The sequence below is a fragment of the Streptomyces sp. NPDC087215 genome (assembly GCF_044744885.1).
Classification (GTDB): Bacteria; Actinomycetota; Actinomycetes; order Streptomycetales; family Streptomycetaceae; genus Streptomyces.
In genome coordinates this window covers 1-18,734 of record NZ_JBIUZD010000003.1, presented here as the reverse complement: position 1 = coordinate 18,734, position 18,734 = coordinate 1, and the positions used below count along the sequence as shown (strand labels likewise).

The following is an 18,734-nucleotide window of genomic DNA, read 5'->3' as shown; positions in this document are numbered from 1 at the left end:
GCACTGGCCCACTGACAACGCGGTTAAACGCCCGAGCCGTGGGACGCGGATCACGCCGGTGCGACGAGCAGCGGGCGGGCGCGCTCCCGCAGCTCCATGACGCGCGGTTCGTCCCCGTACGGTTCGAGCCGGTGCAGCAGGTCCCGTACGTACTCCGTGGTCCGTGCCGACGAGATCCTGCCCGCCACCTCCACCGCGCGCGTGCCCGCCGCGCAGGCGGCGTCCAGGTTGCCCGACTCCAGTTCGGCGACGGCGGAGACGATGAGGCGCAGCCCGTGCGAGCGGACGAACTCCTCGGTCGGCCGGGAGAGCGCCTGCTCGGTGAAGCGGCGGACCTCACGGGGCATCCGCAGGTCGCGGTAGCACTCGGCCGCGTCGGCGCAGAACCGGTCGTACGAGTAGAAGCCCAGCCAGCTCGGGTCGCCGTCGCCGTCCCGGGAGCGCTCCAGCCAGCCCTCGGACGCCTTGAGCGCGGTGGCCGCGGCCGCCCCGTCGCCCGCCTTGGCGTGCGCCCGCGCCTCGACCAGCCGGAAGAAGGACATGGTGCGGGCGGTGGCGAGCCCCCGGTTGCGTTCGAGCGCCGCCTGGGCGAGGTCCACGCCCTCGTCGGCGAAGCCCCGGTAGGTGGCCTGGAGGGACATGGACGCCAGGACGTAACCGCCGAGGGGCACGTCGGCGGCGGCGCGGGCGAGCCGCAGGGCCTGGATGTAGTAGCGCTGGGCCGCCTCCTGCTGCCCGGTGTCGAAGGCCATCCAGCCGGCGAGCCGGGTCAGCTCGGCGGTCGCGCCGAAGAGGGCCCTGCCGACCTCGTCCGAGTACGAGCCGAGGAGCAGCGGGGCCGCGTCCACCCGTAAGCACTCCGGCACCATCGAGGAGCGCCAGTCCCCGCCGCCGTACTTGGAGTCCCAGCGGCGGGCGTCCTCGGCCGCCTCGCGGAGTTTGGCGACGTCGCTGTGGCCCACGCGCACGTGCTCCGCGACCGTCCCGGGTCTGGGGGCGCCCGCCGGGCGCGGCGCGTCCCGCTCCACCGAAGGGTCGGCGGGCGTTATCAGCCAGCGGGAGGTGGGCGTCGCGTACGCGCTCACCGCGAACGACCCGGCGAGCGACTGCCAGATCCCGCCCCCGGTCCTGCGTCCGGCGAGGTCGAGCCGGTACAGGTCGGTCGCCGAGCGGACCGCCTCGCCGATGTCGCGCGGGAAGGCGAGCCCCACCTCGGGCGCCGGGTCGGCGTCCGCGAGCCCGATCTCGTGCAGCGGCACGGGACGGCCGAGCTTCTGCCCGATCGCGGCGGCGATCAGATGCGGCGCCGCGCCCTGCGGCACCATGCCCTTGGACACCCACCGGGCGACCGAGGTCTTGTCGTAACGAAGCGTCAGACCCCGTTGCGCACCGAGGTCGTTGACGCGCCGGGCGAGCCCGGCGTTGCTGATTCCCGCGAGGCCGAGAACCGTGCCGAGCTTTTCGTTCGGCCCGCGTTGCTCCCTGGACATGACGCCACCCCTCGACCACCCAGACGGCCGCCACGACACCGGGCATAGGCGTGCGGCATTCGTAAGCACAGCGTAGTTCGCCGCATCCCTACCGTTAAGGGGCGGTGTTCCGTATGGCGAGATTGTTGTGTGAACGACCGACGATCGTTCTTGGCCGTCCGGCCCGTGCTCCCGCCGTGTGGCCGTGCGCCCGGCCGTGCGCTCTCGTCGTCCTCGGCCGGAGAACGCTTCCATGAATGACGCGTGGGTCGGCCCGTTCGGCCGGGAGCGGTGTCCCGGACCAGTGGGCTGGGGGACATCGCCGCCCCATTCCCCGCGGGCGGCGGACGGCTCCGGGGGGCGCGCGTGCCCCCCGGACTGCCGGAGGCCCGGCCGTCGCCGGGGTGCGCCGACGCGTGCCCGCGCGCCTTCCCGCCCCTCGGGGCAGGGGCGATATTTGGCCGAATGACGTCGGTGCCCAACTGGCCCATGCCAGGGGCGCATTCACCTTTCGCGCCCCTGCACCCCGTCTCCGCCCCGTGCGCCGTTGTCGTGGCAGCATGTCCTCCACCGGAACGGACGTGGAGGCGCCGATGCGATGGCTGGTGGGCTGGAGCAGTGCCGCCGCGAACCTCGCCGCCGCCCCCGGGCCACGGACGGGACCGACGAGCGGCCCGTACGGCTCCCCCTCGGGACACGGCGAGAGGTACGGCGGAGGGTACGGAGACGGGTACGACGGCCCCGGCGGCGGACGGGGCGGATACGGCGCCGGGCCAGGCGGACACGGCGGCCCCGGCGGCTACGGCGACGAGCGGGGCGGGTACGTCAGCGGCGCGCACGGCACGCCCGGGGACGGCCGCGGTTCCCGGACCTCCGGCGCGGGCCCCACCACCGCCACCGAGGGGCGCACGGTGCAACCGGTGGGCGCACAACTCCTCTGGGGCGACCCCGACCCGCTGTGGGCGGTCGGCGACTGGCGCCCCGACGAGGTCCGCGTGATCGCCGTCGACGACCGGACCCGGCTCGCCGTCCTCGGCTGCTGCGCCGCGAGCGACGAGGACCTCCGCATCGGCCTGCTCACCGCGCGCGGCGGCGCCCTGCGCCACCTCACCGCCTGGCCCGGTAGCTACACCGCGGTCGTCAAGGCCGGTCGACGCGTCACCGTCACGGGTGATGTCGCGGGCGCCCGGCCGGTCTTCCACACCCCCTGGGCGGGCGGCACCGCCTACGCCACCGCCGCCCTGCCGCTCGCCGACCTCGTCGAGGCCCAGCTCGACATCGGCCACCTCGCCGCCCTCCTGGCCTGCCCCGAGACCCCCGAGGCCCTGCGCGACACCACCCCCTACGAAGGGGTCCGGCGGGTCCCCCCGGGCCACGCCCTCATCCTGCGCGAGGGCGCCCGCGAGATCACCGGATACGAACAGGTCGCCTCGCTCGCGGTCGCCGCCCCCGAGGCGGACCCCCGACAGGCCGTCGAAGGCGTCAGGGACGCCCTCGTCGAAGCCGTACGGGCCCGGCTCACCGCCCCTCGGCACGCCCCCGAGGCCCCCCTGCCCGATCCCGGACCCGTCCCCGGCATGGGCCCCGCCGACCGGCGGGCCGCCCGGGGCGCCGGCCCGGCCCCCGGCATCGGCGCCGACCTCTCCGGCGGCAGCGCCTCCGGCACCCTCGCCCTGCTCGCCGCCGGGCTCCCCGGAGTGCCCGGCACGATCACCGGACACGGCACCGGAGCGGGCGAACGGCTCCTCGCCGTCACCTTCAACGACCTCGCCACGCGCGCGGGGTCCGGCCGCGCGGAGGAGCTCAAACGGGCGGGTGAGCTGGCGGCCGACCCGCGCCTGCACCACGTGGTCGTCGCGGCGGGCGAGGAGGCCCTGCCGTACGCGGCCCTGGACGGGCCGCTCACCGACGAGCCGGGACCCGCCCTCGTCTCCGCCGAACGGCACCGCAGACGGCTCGCGGGCGGCAGCGCCGACCACTTCACCGGCATGGGTGCCAAACAGGTCCTCGACGCGCACCCCGCGCGCCTCGCCGACCTCCTGATGGACCGCAGGCGCCGGTCCCTGGTCCGCCCCGTGACCGCGCTCGCCAAGGCCTCGGGGCCCTCGGCGGGCTCGCTCCTGGTGCCGCTGACCGTCTACCGGGCGGCCCGGAGACTGGCCCGCACCCCGTACCGCACGGGCCTGGAGGCCGCCGCCCGGCGGGTCCTGGAGGCGAACCGCGCCCCCCAGGACGACTTCGGCCCGCTGGGCGCCTCCCTGTCCGCACTGGCCTGGTCGCGGCCGGGGCCCGCCGCGCGCTGGCTGACGGGGGAGGCGCTGGCCGAAGTATCGGTTCGTCTGCACCGGGCGGCGACCCTGCCCGCCTCCGTCCAGCGGCCGGGCGAGGCACGCGCACGTGCCGCCCTCGTCCGCGCCGCCGCCGACCACCGCGTCCTCGAACAGGCCGCCGAGATCCGGGGCCAGCGACTGCACGCCCCCTTCCTGGACAACCAGGTCGTCCGCGCCTGCCGGGCGCTGCCCGAATCGCTCCGGGTCCAGCCCGACGCACGCGCGGGCGTGCTCCGCACCGTCCTCTCCGGCGCGGGCGTCCACGAGCTGCCGACGGGCTGGGGCGCCCCGCACCCGGCGGTCCCGGCCGCGGCCGCCCGCGCGGGGCTGCGCGCCGCCCTCCCCCACCTCATGGCCCTCTTCGACGCCCCGCTGCTCGCCGACGCGGGCCTCGTCGAGGCCAGGGTCGTCCGCGAGGCCCTGCGCGCCGCCGCCGACGGCGCCCCCGTCCCCCTCGACGGCCTCGCCGACCTCGTCTCCACCGAACTCTGGCTCCGCCGCCTCCTGGCCCGCCGGGGCTCCTGCTGGACCAGCACCGCGGAACCCCGCGCCCACCGCGCGGTCCAGGGCCCCCTGGTCCCGGCGTCGAGATCGCTCCTGGCGTGAGGCGCGCCGGGCCGTGAGGGCTTGTGGGGCGGGGAACGGCGGAAACGTCTCAGCACGCTCGTTCGGGTGAAGCGGTTCCCGACCCGGCGGGACCGCCCGCCCTAAGCTGAGAGCGTCGCACCGAGCGAAGGAGGTCCAGCATGGCGATGCCCCTGCCGGTTCCGGAAGAAGCGTTCTCCCCGGGCACGCCCGACCACGAGGGCGCGAGTGTCGGAGAGACCTTCGAGCTGTTCAGTGCGCTGGCACCCAAGGGCTGGCGCGTGGAGCTGATCGAAGGAGAGATCTACGTGGTGCCTCCGGCCAATGGCGAGCACGAGGAGATCGTGTCGGAACTGAACGGGCAGGTCCGAGACCATGACAAGGGGGTCGGCCGCTACACCGGCATCGGCCTCAGTCTCCCCGGGACCACCGACGCCGTCCGGGTCATTCCCGATCTGGTCATCGCCCCCAAGGGCAGCTTCGACGACCAGCACGAGTGGCACGCGCCCGGCCCCGTCCTCCTCGTCGCCGAGGTGACCTCCTCCTCCACCGCGAGCCGTGACCGCGTACAGAAGATCCGGGCCTACGCGCGCGCGGGCATCCCCCTGTACCTGCTCGTCGACCGCGAGGCCGGTGAGGCGGTCGTCTGCGCCGAACCCCGGGGCGACGACTACACCCACAAGCACGTCCACAAGCTGGGGACGGTCGTCCCGCTCCCGGCCCCCCTCGGCTTCGAACTGGACACCGGCGCGTTCTGACCTGACCTGACCTGACCTGACCTGACCTGACCTGACCTGACCTGACCTGACCTGACCCGACCTCCGTCCGGAGGCGGCCCGTCCCACGGGGGCCGTACGCGTCCGGGGCCGCCCGCCCTTCAGCGGCCGTACGTGTCCGGAGAACGCCCCCTCGGGGCCGCCCTCAGAGGCCACTTGCTCCAGGTGCCAACCGCGTCCGGTGCCACCCGTGTCCGGGGCCACCCGCGTCCGGAGGCCGTACGCGAGCGAGGGGCCGCCCACGCCTGACGGGCCACCAGCGTCCGGAGACCGTCCTCCCCACCCCGTAGGCGTCCGGCGCACTCCCGCTTCCCCTCCCGCCCGCACCCCGCGTGGACCTGCTCCCGTCCGGTGCCGTACGCCCGCGTGGACCCGCCCGCGTCCCGCCTCCGATGCCGCACGCCCCACGCGCCCCCGCGCGCACGCCCCCGGGGCCTTACCAGGGACACTCCGGGGTAAACCCCGAGGCGCCCGCCCGGACCACCGGACACAATGAGCCGGTGCGGTATCTCATCCTCGGCACCACCGAGGCCCTTCGTCCCGACGGCACGCCCCTCCCCCTCGGCGGCGCCCGGCTGCGCGCGCTGCTCGCCGCGCTCGCCCTGCGCGGCGGACGGGCGGCCTCCACGGGTGAACTCGCCGCCGACGTGTACGGCGACGAACCGCCGCAGGACGCCCCCGCCGCACTCCAGGCCCTCGTCGGCCGCCTCCGCCGCGTCCTCGGCCGGGAGGCCGTCGTCTCCACCCCCGGACCCGGCTACCGGCTCGTCGCCGCCCCCGACGACATCGACCTGTACGTCTTCGAGCGCCGCGTCCGGGACGCCTGCGCCCGTCTCGACGCGGGCGACCCCGACACCGCCGCCGCGCTCCTCGGAGAAGCCCTCGCGCTCTTCCGCGGCCCCGCCCTCGCCGACCTGCCCGACCCGGCGGGGGTCCGCCCCGAGGCCCAGCGGCTCGCGGCCCTGCGGCGGCGCGTCGAGGCCGATCTGCGCCGGGGCGCCACCGACGGACTCGTACCGGAGCTGTCCGAGCTGACGACCACGTATCCGTACGACGAGACCTTCCGCGCCCACCTCATACGCGCCCTGCGGGCCGAGGGGCGGCACGCGGACGCCCTCACCGCGTACGAGGCGGCCCGCCGCACCCTCGCGGACGGACTCGGCGCCGACCCGGGCCCCGAGCTCACCGCCCTCCACCGCGCACTCCTCACGGGCACGCCCCCGAGCCCGCCCTCGAACAGTTCCCCGAGGCGGGCCCCGGGCATCTCCCGGAGCCCGCACCGGGGTCTCTCCCCGAGCGCCCCCCGGAGCACCTCCCCGGACAAGCCCTTGAGCCGGCGCCCGGACAGGCACCCGAGCCGCGATCCGGGCGAGCCCCCGGGCCCCGCCGCCCCACCCGGCCTCCGGCCCCCGCTCCCACCGGATCGCCACCCCCGTCCGTCCCAGGAACCCGCCCCCTCGCCCCGTACGCCTGCCCCTTCCCCACCTCCCGAGCCCGGCACGGCGCCCGGCTCCACCCCGGCCGGGGGCACCAGCCCGGTCGCTGACCGGGCCTCCGGCCCGGCCCCCGACCGGGTCATCAGTTCCGCCCCTGACCGGGCGCTCGGTCTTGCCCCCGCCCAGCCCCCCACCCTCACCCCCACTCCCGGCAACATCCGTCCCCGGCTCACCTCCTTCGTCGGGCGGGAGCCCGAACTCGCCGCGCTACGGACCGAGTTGACCCGTTCGCGGCTCGTCACGCTCACCGGGCCCGGCGGCTCCGGCAAGACCCGGCTCGCGGAGGAGGCCGCGCTGCGCGCCGAGGGGCCCGCCGCCTGGATCGCCGAGCTGGCCCCGCTCGACGACCCCGGGGCCGTACCCGGCGCCGTCCTCTCCGCGCTCGGCCTCCGCGAGGTCAACCTGATCAACCGCGAGGGCACGGCCCTCCAGGACGACCCCGCCGCCCGTCTCGTCGAGCACCTCGCGCGCCGCCCGCTGCTCCTCGTCCTCGACAACTGCGAGCACGTGATCGACGTGGCCGCCGCCCTCGCCGAGACCCTCCTCACCCACTGCCCCGGCCTCCGCGTCCTCGCCACCAGCCGCGAACCCCTCGGGGTCCCCGGCGAGTCCGTCCGCCCCGTCGAGCCCCTGCCGCCCCACCCCGCGCACCGCCTCTTCACCGAGCGGGCCCGCGCGGTCCGCCCCTCCTTCGACCTGGCCCGGGACGGCGGTGCGGCCGTGGACGAGATCTGCCGCCGCCTCGACGGACTCCCGCTCGCCATCGAACTCGCCGCGGCCCGGCTGCGGCTGCTCACCCCCAGACAGATAGCCGACCGTCTCGACGACCGCTTCCGGCTCCTCACCTCCGGCTCCCGGACCGTCCTGCCCCGGCAGCAGACCCTGCGCGCGGTCGTCGACTGGTCCTGGGACCTCCTCGACGAGGACGAACGGACCCTCCTGCGCCAGGTCTCGGTCTTCGCGGGCGGCTGGGACCTGGCCGCCGCCGAGGCGCTCTCCCCGCGCGCCGCCGACGTCCTCGGGGCCCTGGTCGACAAGTCCCTCGTCGTCGCCACCCCCGCCACCGGCGGCGAGATGCGCTACCGGCTCCTGGAGACCATCCACGAGTACGCGGCCGGGCGCGCCGCCGGGACCCCGGAGCTGCTGGCCGCCGCCGAGGCCGTCCACACCGCCCACTTCACCGCCCTCGCCGAGGCGGCGGAGCCCGAGCTGCGGTCTGCCGAGCAGCTTCCGTGGATCGAGCGGATCGAGGGCGACCTCGACAACATCCGGGCCGCCCTGCACCGCACCCTCGTCACCGCCCCCGACGAGGCCGCCGCCCACCGGCTCGTCTTCGCCATGGGCTGGTTCTGGTGGCTGCGCAACTACCGCCCCGAGGGCCTGAACTGGGCCGACCGGGCAGCCGCCCTCGGCACCGACCCGGACGACGAGGACGACCCCCGGCACTGGCCCCGGATGCGTCTGCGGATGCTCCAGTTCTTCCTCGCGGTCGAGAGCCACACCGTGGGCGACTTCCAGCAGCCGGAGACGATCGCGCTGGTCCGCCGGGTGCGGCACGCCTTCGGGGCCCGCCCCGGACCCGAGGCCGCCCGGTTCCCCGGCCTGCTCTGGCCGTTCACCTCGTACCTCACCGAGGAACCCGCCGTGATCCGCGGGCTGCTCGACGCGGCCGTCGCCAACTGCCGCCGCTACGGCGGTGACTGGGAGATCGGCGTCAGCCTGATGTTCCGTACGCACATGGTCGTCGACATGCCCGGCGGTATGCCCGGCGTCGACGAGGACCTGGCCGAGCTGGCCGTCCTCGCCCGCCGGGTCGGCGACCGCTGGATGGGCGCGCAGATCGCCAGCGCCACGGCCGAGGCCCACATGATGCGCGGGCGCAGCGAGGAGGCACGTGAGGCGTACGTGGAGGGCCTGCGGCTGGCCCGCGAGGTGGGCGCGCACGCCGAGTCCCCGTTCCTCCTCGCCCGCCTGGCCGAACTCTCCTTCCGCATGGGCGACACGGAGGCCGCCGAGCGGGGCCTGGACGAGGCCGCCCACGAGGCGGAGCGCCACCACGTGCGGGACTCCGGCGTGTACGTGTGTTTCCTGCGCGCCACCCTCGCCGTCCACCGGGGTGCGACGGCGGAGGCCCGCGCCCAGTTGGAGACGGCGGGCGCCACGGTGGCGACCGGCGCGCCGCCGCCGCACTTCGCGGCGGTGATGGTGGGGCTCACGGCCCGCGTGCGGTCGCAGGAGGAGCCCGGTGCGGACGCGGTCGCCACGGCCGTGGAGGCGCTGCGCGTCGCACGGGACGCGGAGTCCGCCGAGTTCATCACCACGGGCCTGGCCGAGGGTCTCGCCGTCGTCCTGTCGGAGGCGGGCGCGGCGGGTCCCGCGATACGGGTCCTGGCCGCCGTGGAGGAGTGGCCGGGCCGGGGGCCGCGCTCGGTGCCCCGGGCGCGGGACGCCGGTCAGGTGACGGAGCGGGCGCTCGCGGCGCTGGGCCCGGCGGGCGTGGCCGAGGCCCGCGCGGCGGGCGCGGGCCTCGGTGTCGACGAGGTGCTGGCCCTCGCGGAGTCGGTGGTCAGGAGCAGCTGATCCGGGACTCCGCCCAGTCGGCGACGGCGGCCCGGCCGAACGCCGACCGCTCCTCGACGACCAGCCGGATCGTGCGGCGGCCGGAGATGTCCACCCCCACCGGGACCGGCGGGTCACCGGCCCGGACCACGTCCGAGCGCCAGAGCCGCTCGTCGTCGCCGTAGACGGAGAAGCGGACGCCGCCGATGCCGAGGAGGGCGCTCAGGTCGTCGACGCCGACGACCGCGTCGTAGCGGGTGCACTGCCGGTTCAGGTCGATGAGCAGCGAGGAGGGCGAGTGGACGCTCACCCCGTGCGCGTACGGGGTGCCGCCGATGGACAGGTTCTCCCGCTGCCACATCCAGCCGCTGTCGGAGAGGGACACCTCGGGCTTGGTGCCGTCGCCGAAGATCCCGTACTCCAGCTCGCTGACCTGGTAGACGCGCGGCGGCTCGGGCGGCGGCGTCGTCGGGGCCGGCTCAGGGGACGGCGTCTCGGGGCTGGGTGTGGGGGTGGGCGTCGGGGTGGGGCTGGGTTCGGGCGGGGGCGTCGGCTCCGGGGTGGGGGTCGGGGTCGGGGTCGGTGTGGGGGTCGGCGCCTCGGGGCTCGGGGTGGGCGTCGGGGTCGGCGCGGGCACCACGGTCGGTACGGGCGGGGGCGGCGGTACGGGTTTCGGCACCGCCCGGGGCGGCGGGGCGGGGGCGGCCGGCACGGCGGGGGTGACGACCGGCTGGGCGGGCCGGGGCGCGGCGACCGGCTGCGGGTTCCCGCTCATCGCCCAGACGAGCCCGGCGGCGGCGGCGACCGCGACGGCGGCGGCGATGCCCGCCTTCGCGGGTGCGCCGAGGCCCTCGGCGACGGCGCCGCCCGAGGCCGCGCCGCCGGAGGTGCCGGTGGACCCGGTGGCGGCTGCGGCGGCACCGGCCGCGCCCGCGCCCGCGACGCCACCGGCGACGACCCCGGCGGCTTTGAGGGAGTACCCGGCGGCGAACCAGCCGATGACCGCGATCGGCAGCAGTGCCGGGATGCCCGCGTTGACGTGGGCGAGTTCACCGGCGGCGAGCCTGCACCGGGCGCACTCGTCGAGGTGCTTGCGCAGACCGCGCTCGGCGCGCATCCGCAGACCGCCGCGGGCGTAGGCGCCGAGCCGGTCGGCGTAGCGGGCGCAGTCGCCGCCCGCCGTCAGGGACTGGCTGACGTGGGCTTGGAGGTAGGCCTGCTTGAGGCCCTCGCGGGCGCGGCTGGCGAGGACGGCGGTGGCGTTGGCGGTGAGTCCGAAGAGCGGGGCGACCTCGCTCGGGGACTCCTCCTCGACGGTGGTGTGCCACAGCACGGCCTGCCAGCGCTCGGGCAGCGAGCGGAAGGCCTGCATGGCGAGGGACTGTTCGGCCTCGTGCATGGCGAGGACGTCGGCGCCGAGGTCGAGGGTGTCCTGGTCGGAGACCTCGGAGGTACGGGCGGCGTCGGCGGCGAAGAGCGCGAAGTCCTCGACGAGGTGTTCGCGCTTCTGGGTCCTGGCCCAGGTCGCCGCGACCCGGCGGACGGTGGTCATCAGATAGGCGCGCACGGCCTGTTCGGGCCCGGCGCCGCCCCGGACGGCCTGGAGGGTGCGGGCGAAGACCTCGGCGGTCAGGTCGTCGGCGGTGTGCGCGTCCCGGCAGCAGGTCCTGGCGTAGCGGCGCACGGCGTCGGAGTGGCGGCGGAACAGTTCCTCGTACGCGGAGTCGTCGCCGTCCCGCATGAGCTGGACGAGCTCGGAGTCGGAGGGCGGGAGTTCGAGGGGCGGCGGCAGTACGGTGTCGGGCTCCTCGCCCTCGTCACCGAAGCTCTCCGCGTCGGCGCTGTCCGTACCGAAGCCGTCTGTACCGGTGCTATCTGTACCGGTGCTATCTGTACCGGCGCTATCTGTAGTGAGGCCGTCAGGACCGGAGTCACCGGCACGGGGGTCCCCGGTACCGGAGCCCCAGTCACCGAAGTCCCCGGCACCCGCCCCGTCTCCGCCGAAACCCCCGGTGGACGCCCCCGCGACGCCCCCGGGAGCCGTCGCTCCGGGATGAGTGCCCCCGGTGCCCGAGGGTCTGTCGGGGCGGGGTCCCCACCCGGTGGCGGGGGAGTGCCCGGCCCGCTGCGGGGGCACGCTGGCGTCCGGGTCGTAGTCCGGCGGGTCCGTGCCGAGTTCCCGGGGGTCCGTGCCGGGCGTGCCCGTACCGGGCTCGGTACCGGCCGTGCCCGTGTCCGGGGCGCCGGACTGGCCGCCAGGCCCGCCCTGGCTCGGTACCTGCCGGGAGGGCGGGCCACCGGTCTCCGAGCCGCCTCCGCCCAGTGGACCGTCCCGACTGTCACCGCTCATCGCGGAAGCCCCCGTACGCACGCTCGGACCCGAACACCGGTCAAGCCTGCCACAGAGCGCGGGCACGCCGAAGCGCCGCGTCCACTTACCACTCGTCCGGGGCGACTTCGCATATCCGGGCGTAACCGCTCACACGTTCGTGTCAGCCGGTTGGTCCGCCCGGACGCAGGGGCGACGCCCCCAGCCACTCCGGCGGTCTCCGCACACCACGGGGTGCGCGCCCGGCGCACGGAGATCCCCGCGCCCCGGAGGCGCCCGGCGCACCAAGCCCCCCGGCACGTCCGTGACCGACGGCACACGGGAACCCCGGCCGACTCCCGTCACCGAAGACCGGAGCCGTACGAGGACGAGTCAGGCACCCCGCGCCGGGACGGTCTCCCGCGCCGGGACGGTCAGGCCGGGGCGGTCTCCGGCACCGGCACGGCCCTCCGCGCCGAACGCCCCCGCACCGCTCCCTCTACCGGGAGCGCAGCCCTTCGAGAAGGATGTCGAGCAGGCGCGACGAGGCAGCCGCCTGCTGCACCGCGTCCGGCAGCGCCGGGGCTGCGGTGGCGATGACGAGGAGCACGTCCGACACCGTCACGTCCGGCCGCAGTTCACCCGCCTCCCGCGCCCGGTCCACGAGCCGTCCCACGACCTCCAGGAGCTCCGAGGCCCCCGCGTCGTCCCGCTCACCGGCGGGCACGGCGCGCGGCGCGACCACGCGCGCGTCGGCGGGCTCGCCGACACCCCGCTGGTACGGCACCCGGGCCGCGTCGTCCGTGCCGTCGGAGAACGGCAGCACCACCGAGTCGTCCACGCCCACCCGCAGCACCTGCGGCGGCAGGAGACGGCCCGCGCCCGAGGCCACCGAGGTCCGCAGGAACCGGGAGAGCGCCGACCACGGCTCGTCCTCCTGCCCGAGCGCGGCACGCGCCTGATCGGTCAGCCGGGAGGTCTCCTCCTCGGCTATGCGGCGCACCAGCACGTCCTTGCTGGGGAAACGCCGGTAGACGGTGCCGACGCCGACCCGGGCGCGGCGCGCCACGTCCTCCATCGGAGCCCCGTAGCCCAGCTCGCCGAACACCTCGCGCGCGGCGCGCAGTACGTGCTCCAGATTGCGCTGGGCGTCCACCCGCAGCGGCGCGGACCGGCCACCGGCCGACGCGCCGATCCGTGCGTCGACGCCACCGGCGCCCGCGTGGAACCCGTCGTCCACGGTCGCCGTACCGGCACCCGACTGCCAGCGTGAATCCTGAATCTGCATAAGCGTTCCCCCGCTCATGGTGTCTCCCCCCGGAGACTCCCCGCCCTGAAACGGGACTTCCGGTCTGCGAGCGCATCGGTCCACGCGCTCCCCACCGACACCCCGACGAAGTACGAACATAGTTGAGTCGGGGTCAATTCAGAAGGGGGAGTTCCGTACGGTGCGCCCCCCGATCGGAGCAAGGACCGGATCACTCCCGATTCCGACCCCCCTCACGACCCGGTGCGGCCATCGTGACCTGCGTGGTTGCGTCCGCCCCCGGAGCGCGCGCCACCCCGCGCCTCCGCACCCCTCCCGTCACACAATTTGCCGGGCCTGTGGACAAACAACGGACGGCGGTGCGTCATGGGACAGTGACCGAACCTGCGCGCATCCTCGTCGTCGGCGGTGGCTACGTCGGCATGTACACCGCGCTGCGCCTCCAGCGGCAGCTCAGGGCCGAGCTCGGAGCCGGTGCCGTCGAGATCGTCGTGGTCACCCCCGAGCCGTACATGACGTACCAGCCGTTCCTGCCCGAGGCGGCGGCCGGTTCGATCTCCCCGCGCCACGTGGTGGTCCCGCTCCGCAGGGTCCTCGGCCGCTGCCGGATCGTCATCGGCGAGGTCCGGTCCGTCGACCACACCAAACGGATCGCGACCCTGGCGACCCTCGCCACCGCCGAGGAGGGGGTCGGAGCCGTCGCCCTCCCCTACGACGAACTCGTCCTCGCGCCCGGCTCCGTCTCCCGCACCCTCCCCGTCCCCGGCCTCCGCGACCACGGCATCGGCTTCAGGACCGTCGAGGAGGCCATCGGGCTGCGCAACCACGTCATCGAGCAGATGGACATCGCCTCCTCGACCCGCGACCCCGCCGTCCGCGAGGCCGCCCTCACCTTCGTCGTCGTCGGCGGCGGGTACGCGGGCGTGGAGGCGCTCGCCGAACTGGAGGACATGGCCCGCTACACGGCGCGGTACTACCACAACGTCAAGCCCGACGACCTGCGCTGGGTCCTCGTCGAGGCTGCGGACCGCATCCTCCCCGAGGTCGGCGAGGAGATGGGCCGGTACGCCGTCCGCGAGCTGCGCGGCCGCAACATCGACGTACGCCTGGGGACCCGCCTCGAATCCTGTGAGGACCGCGTCGCCGTCCTCAGCGACGGCACCCGGCTGCCCACCCGTACCGTCGTCTGGACGGCGGGCGTCCGGCCCGCCCCCGTCCTCGCCGCGACCGGCCTGCCGCTCGACGCGCGCGGCCGGGTCCGCTGCACCGCCCGGCTCGCCGTCGAGGGCGTCGAACACGCCTGGGCGGCCGGGGACGCCGCCGCCGTCCCCGACGTCACCGCCGGGGAACCCGGCGCGGCCTGCGCCCCCAACGCCCAGCACGCGGTCCGCCAGGCCAAGGTCCTCGCCGGGAACATCACGGCCTCCCTGCGGGGGCAGCCCCTCAAGGAGTACGCGCACGCGTACGCCGGTTCCGTCGCCTCCCTCGGCCTCCACAAGGGCGTGGCCCACATCCGCGGACGCAAATTCAAGGGATATCCGGCCTGGTTCATGCACCGCGCCTATCACCTCAGCCGGGTGCCCACCTTCAACCGGAAGGCCCGGGTCCTCGCCGAGTGGACCCTGTCCGGCCTGTTCAAACGGGAGATCGTCTCCCTCGGCTCGTTGGAACACCCGCGCGCCGAATTCGAACTGGCGGCCGCACCGCCGCCCGACCCCGACGACGAGCGGTCGTCCTGACATCACTGTCAGTGCACTCGTCCACACTGGACGTGTGACCATAGGTGGGCTCACACCTGCACAGCGTGACTCTGCACGGCACCGACACCACGAGGCATACAGATCCGTGAACTTCACCCGTTGGAGCGCCCGTCTCCCCGGCACACAGCGACGCGCGGCGCAGGGGAGCGAAGGCTCCGTGCCCGCCGCCCGCGGTGAGTACGCGCGGCAGCGGGAGCAGCTCACCCCCGAAGCGGCCGAAGCGGCCGTCCCCACCCTGGAGGACTTCGCCGTCCGGGAGCTGCTCGGCAGCCTCCCCGGCCTGATCGCCCTGGCGTACGGCCCGGAGCACCGCATCGCGTACGTCAACGACGCGTACGCCGCGGCCTTCGGACCGCGCCCCTCGGGCGCCACCGTCGCCGACACCTGCCCCGAGGCGGAGGAGCTGGGCCTGCTGCCGCTCATGGACCAGGTCCTGCGCAGCGGCAAGCCCCGCACCGTGAAGTCCCGCAGGACCCGGGACGGCGGCTCGTACACGGTCACCTGCCTGCCCGTCGACAGCCCCCGCGTCGACGGCGGCGGGGTCCTCGTGCACGCGGCGGACGTCACCGACCACGCCGAGGCCGCCGAGCGGCTGCGGACCAGCGAGCGCCGCCACCGCGAGACCGCCGTCACCCTCCAGCGCTCCCTGCTCCCGCAGGAACTGGAACAGCCCGACGACCTGCGGATCGCCGCCACCTACCAGCCCGGCGGCACCGACGCGGCGGTCGGCGGCGACTGGTACGACGTGATCACCCTCGGTGCCGGGCGCACCGCGCTCGTCATCGGGGACGTGATGGGCCGGGGCGTGCGCGCCGCCGCCGTCATGGGCCAGCTCCGCACCGCCGTCCGGGCCTACGCGCGCCTGGACCTGCCCCCGCACGAGGTGCTCCAGCTCCTCGACGGTCTCGCCGCCGAGATCGACGCCAGCCAGATCGCGACCTGCGTGTACGCGATCCACGACCCCAGCGAGGGAAAGCTGGTCTACGCCTCCGCTGGCCACCTCCCGATCCTCGTCCGCGACGAGGACGGCGGGGTCCGCCGGGCCGAGGACCCGACGGGACCTCCGCTCGGCACCGGCGGCTGGCTCCACACCTCGGGCTCCATCGCCCTGCCGCCCGGCTCCACCGCCGTCCTCTACACCGACGGCCTGGTCGAGCGCCGCCGCGAGGACATCGACGAGGGCGTCGCCGCACTGGCCCGCGCCCTCTCCGGCGCCGACGGCACCCCGCAGGTGGTCTGCGACCGGCTGCTCCGCTCCCTGGGCGTCACCGCCGAGCACGACGACGACGTGGCGGTCCTCGTCGTCCAGCACCCGTCCCGCAAGGGCTCCGACGCGGAGCTGTTCCACAACGCGGCCCTGGAACTCCTCGGCGGTGTCGAGGCAGCTCCCCGCGCGCGTGCCTTCGCCTCCGGCGTCCTGTCGTCCTGGCGCTTCCCCGTGGAGCTCCGCGACCTCGGCGTCCTCGCCACCAGCGAACTGGTGGGGAACTCCCTCCAGCACGGCACCCCGCCCATGCGGCTGCGGCTCCGCCGCACCGACCGGCGCCTGATCATCGAGGTCACCGACGGCGACGACCACCTGCCGCGCCGCCGCCGGGCCGAAACGGAGGACGAGGCGGGTCGCGGGATCTCCATCGTCGCGACGATCGCCTCGTCCTGGGGAAGCCGCCGCACTCCGGGCGGCGGCAAAGCGGTCTGGTGCGAGTTCGCCCTCCGCGATTAGGCGGAAGCGGTCTCGCTGTCGCGCACGGGCTCGTGCCGGGCGACGACCTTCGACGGGCGCAGGGCCAGCGACGGCTGGTTCTGCTCCGGCGTGAGCTGCTTGCCGAGCCGCACCGCGAGGAACGTGATGCCGAGCGAGAAGAGCACGAAGGTCACGATGTACGGACCGTGCAGCGCGGCCCCCATGGGACCGCCCACGGCCGGACCGACGGCCAGCGCCAACTGCTTGACCAGCGCGAACGCCGAGTTGTACTGCCCGACCATCGATTCCGGGGCCAGATCCGCCACCAGCGGGGCCACGGTCGGCGACAGCATCGCCTCACCGAGCCCGAACAGGGCGTACGTGGAGATGAACGCGGCCGTGGCCATCGCCTGGCTGCCGTTCCCCAGACCCGCGTACCCGGCGATCAGCCACGCCACGGTCCAGATCAGACCCACGGCCGCGATCATCCGGCTCCGCTTGCGGCGCTCGACGAACTTCAGCACCAGGAACTGCGCGGCCACGATCACCGCCGTGTTCGCGGCGAGCGCGATGCCCAGCGTCGACGGCTGGATGCCCGCCGCCTCCGTGCCGTACGCGGCCAGACCCGACTCGAACTGTCCGTAACAGGCGAAGAAGAGGACGAAGCCGAGGACGCACAGCTGCACCATCGCCTTGTGCCCGAGCAGCGCGCGCATCCCGCCGCCCTTGCCGCCCCCGGCGGGACGGCTGTCCGACAGAGCCGGAGACCCGGGCATCCGCACGGTCCCCACGACCACCGCGAGCACCAGGAACATCACGGCCTCGATCGAGAACAGCAGGACGAAGCTTCCCGGCCGGCTGGTGTCCACGAGGAGCCCGCCGATCAGACCACCGAGCCCGAGCCCGAGGTTCTGCAGGAAGAACTGCATGGCGAACGCGCGGGTCCGCCCGACCGGGGTCGAGCACCAGACGATCATCGTGGCCAGCGCGGGCTGGAGCACGGCGGTACCGGCACCCAGCAGCGCCGCCGCCCCCACCGCCGCGGGCACGCTGGACGCGAAGCCCAGCGCCACGGCGCCCACGGCCGCCGTCGCCGAGGCCACGAGCAGCACGGGCACCGGCCCGCGCCGGTCGATGACGCGCCCGCTGAAGGGCAGCACCACGAGCGCGGCCATGGCGAAGACGGCCAGGACGATGCCCGCCGTGGCCGCGCCCAGATCCCGCACCTGCGCCACGTACACATAGAGGTACGGCACGGTGAAGCCGAGTCCGAACGCGCTCAGCGCGCTGCCTGCCTGAATACGGCGCATCGCGGCGCCCCTCGCCTTGGTCACACTCACCCACTTCGGCTACAGGTTCAGAGGTGTACCCCTGAGCCTTGAAGACTTCAACAGTAAAGTTAACGTCTTAACAGTACATGTCGAAGGACTTAACCGCCAACGGAGACCGTGGAATACTCGGCCGCATGTCCGACACCACTGAGCGGTCCGGTCCGGTGGCTCCCCAGGAGCCGAGCCTCGACGAGCAGATCGCCGCCTACCAGCGCGAGTTCCGCGACCTCGACCCCCAGGTGGAGAAGGTCGTCTCCGCCCTCGGCCGGCTGAACCGCCGGATGAACGTGGCGTACGGACGCCAGCTGGCCGACCTCGGCATCAGCAACGCGGAGTGGGAGGTCCTCAAGACCCTGGTCCTCTCCGGAGAGCCCTACCGGCTCGGTCCCGGCGAGCTGGCCAAGCGGCTCGGCCTCACCCCCGCGGCGATGACCCACCGCATCGACCGGATGGCCGGCGAGGGCCTGGTCACCCGCGACCGCGACGAGAACAACCGGGTCCGCGTGATCGTGGAGCTCACCGACGAGGGCCGTACGAAGTGGCTGGAGGCCATGCGGATGGCCACCGCCTTCGAGGAGGACCTGCTCCAGGACCTCACGGGAGAGGAGCGGGGCGTCCTCGGCGAGATCCTCATCCGTCTGCTGCGCCGCGTGGAGCTGACCCAGCCGGACGCGGGCGGCCGTCTCACCGACCTCGACTGAACACCCGGGCCCACCGGCTCCGTGGACCGGGGTTGACACGCCCCTTCCGGATGCGTAGTGTTCTCCGAGTTGTCACAGAGCCGGAACGGTTCTTCGGCAACCACTCAGCCGCTGCGAGCGGCACCTCTTACTCAGCACGATCTCCCCACCGGGATGAATTTCGGCGTGCCGGAATTCAATTCGAATGGCCCGATTATGGGCCGCCCGGGGAATCCGCTAGAGTTCGAGACGTCGGAACGGCCCAACAGCCGCAAAGACAAAACCCGCTGACTGGGAGTCAGGGCCGAAAGGGTCTGATAGAGTCGGAACCGCAGGAAGGGCCCGGAGCGAAAGCGAAAGGGACCGGAAAGCACCGAGGAAATCGGGTCGGAAAGATCTGATAGAGTCGGAAACGAAGGAAGCGCCCGGAGGGCCTGGGAACAGGAACGAAGGAAGCGTCCGCACCTTGAGAACTCAACAGCGTGCCAA

General features: G+C 74.7%; 10 protein-coding genes. 6 read left to right on the top strand and 4 right to left on the bottom strand.

Annotation, left to right across the window (positions count from 1 at the left end; translation table 11 throughout):
* Positions 1-50: 50 nt before the first annotated feature.
* Entirely contained in the window at positions 51-1,490 is a 1,440-nt protein-coding gene (locus tag ACIO92_RS09470) for an MFS transporter (protein WP_366444887.1), read from the bottom strand.
* 572 nt (positions 1,491-2,062) lie between these two features.
* Between ACIO92_RS09470 and ACIO92_RS09465 the strand changes: the two genes are divergently transcribed.
* The 3 genes from ACIO92_RS09465 (at position 2,063) to ACIO92_RS09455 (ending at position 9,236) form a co-directional block, all read left to right on the top strand.
* Positions 2,063-4,405, top strand: coding sequence for an asparagine synthase-related protein (locus ACIO92_RS09465; protein WP_402280385.1), 2,343 nt, complete (start codon positions 2,063-2,065; stop codon positions 4,403-4,405).
* Positions 4,406-4,551: 146 nt separating this feature from the next.
* The gene (locus ACIO92_RS09460; RefSeq protein WP_402280387.1) at positions 4,552-5,142 is read left to right on the top strand and encodes a Uma2 family endonuclease; all 591 of its coding nucleotides are present in this window, start codon (positions 4,552-4,554) and stop codon (positions 5,140-5,142) included.
* Positions 5,143-5,660: 518 nt separating this feature from the next.
* Positions 5,661-9,236 carry an AfsR/SARP family transcriptional regulator gene (locus ACIO92_RS09455; RefSeq protein ID WP_402280337.1) on the top strand — a complete coding sequence of 1,192 codons (3,576 nt, stop codon included), beginning with the start codon at positions 5,661-5,663 and terminating at the stop codon, positions 9,234-9,236.
* Here the strand turns inward: ACIO92_RS09455 and ACIO92_RS09450 are convergent.
* Together ACIO92_RS09450 and ACIO92_RS09445 are read right to left on the bottom strand one after the other, a co-directional pair.
* Positions 9,223-11,565: a sigma-70 family RNA polymerase sigma factor gene (locus ACIO92_RS09450; protein ID WP_402280339.1), complete on the bottom strand. Its 2,343-nt coding sequence runs from the start codon at positions 11,563-11,565 to the stop codon at positions 9,223-9,225. The two genes, ACIO92_RS09455 and ACIO92_RS09450, sit on opposite strands and share 14 nt — an antisense overlap.
* A 457-nt stretch (positions 11,566-12,022) precedes the next feature.
* Entirely contained in the window at positions 12,023-12,811 is a 789-nt protein-coding gene (locus ACIO92_RS09445; protein ID WP_366444891.1) for a helix-turn-helix domain-containing protein, read from the bottom strand.
* A gap of 353 nt (positions 12,812-13,164) precedes the next feature.
* Between ACIO92_RS09445 and ACIO92_RS09440 the strand changes: the two genes are divergently transcribed.
* A complete protein-coding gene (locus ACIO92_RS09440) occupies positions 13,165-14,529 on the top strand; it encodes an FAD-dependent oxidoreductase (RefSeq protein WP_366444892.1) in 1,365 nt (454 codons plus the stop codon).
* 106 nt (positions 14,530-14,635) lie between these two features.
* Positions 14,636-16,273 (top strand): SpoIIE family protein phosphatase, encoded by a 1,638-nt coding sequence (locus ACIO92_RS09435; protein WP_366444893.1) that lies wholly within the window; start codon positions 14,636-14,638, stop codon positions 16,271-16,273.
* On the opposite strand, the gene ACIO92_RS09430 is transcribed toward ACIO92_RS09435, so the two are convergent.
* Positions 16,270-17,568, bottom strand: coding sequence for an MFS transporter (locus ACIO92_RS09430; protein WP_402280341.1), 1,299 nt, complete (start codon positions 17,566-17,568; stop codon positions 16,270-16,272). The two genes, ACIO92_RS09435 and ACIO92_RS09430, sit on opposite strands and share 4 nt — an antisense overlap.
* Before the next feature lie 131 nt (positions 17,569-17,699).
* On the opposite strand from ACIO92_RS09430, the gene ACIO92_RS09425 reads away from it, so the two are divergent.
* Positions 17,700-18,266 (top strand): MarR family transcriptional regulator, encoded by a 567-nt coding sequence (locus ACIO92_RS09425; RefSeq protein ID WP_366444895.1) that lies wholly within the window; start codon positions 17,700-17,702, stop codon positions 18,264-18,266.
* The last annotated feature ends 468 nt before the right edge of the window (positions 18,267-18,734 follow it).

Excerpts from the sequence above, each read along its gene's own strand:
- ACIO92_RS09470 (WP_366444887.1), bottom strand. The coding sequence starts at position 1,490 with ATGTCCAGGGAGCAACGCGGGCCGAACGAAAAGCTCGGCACGGTTCTC.
- ACIO92_RS09465 (WP_402280385.1), top strand. The coding sequence starts at position 2,063 with ATGCGATGGCTGGTGGGCTGGAGCAGTGCCGCCGCGAACCTCGCCGCC.
- ACIO92_RS09460 (WP_402280387.1), top strand. The coding sequence starts at position 4,552 with ATGCCCCTGCCGGTTCCGGAAGAAGCGTTCTCCCCGGGCACGCCCGAC.
- ACIO92_RS09450 (WP_402280339.1), bottom strand. The coding sequence starts at position 11,565 with ATGAGCGGTGACAGTCGGGACGGTCCACTGGGCGGAGGCGGCTCGGAG.
- ACIO92_RS09445 (WP_366444891.1), bottom strand. The coding sequence starts at position 12,811 with ATGCAGATTCAGGATTCACGCTGGCAGTCGGGTGCCGGTACGGCGACC.
- ACIO92_RS09425 (WP_366444895.1), top strand. The coding sequence starts at position 17,700 with ATGTCCGACACCACTGAGCGGTCCGGTCCGGTGGCTCCCCAGGAGCCG.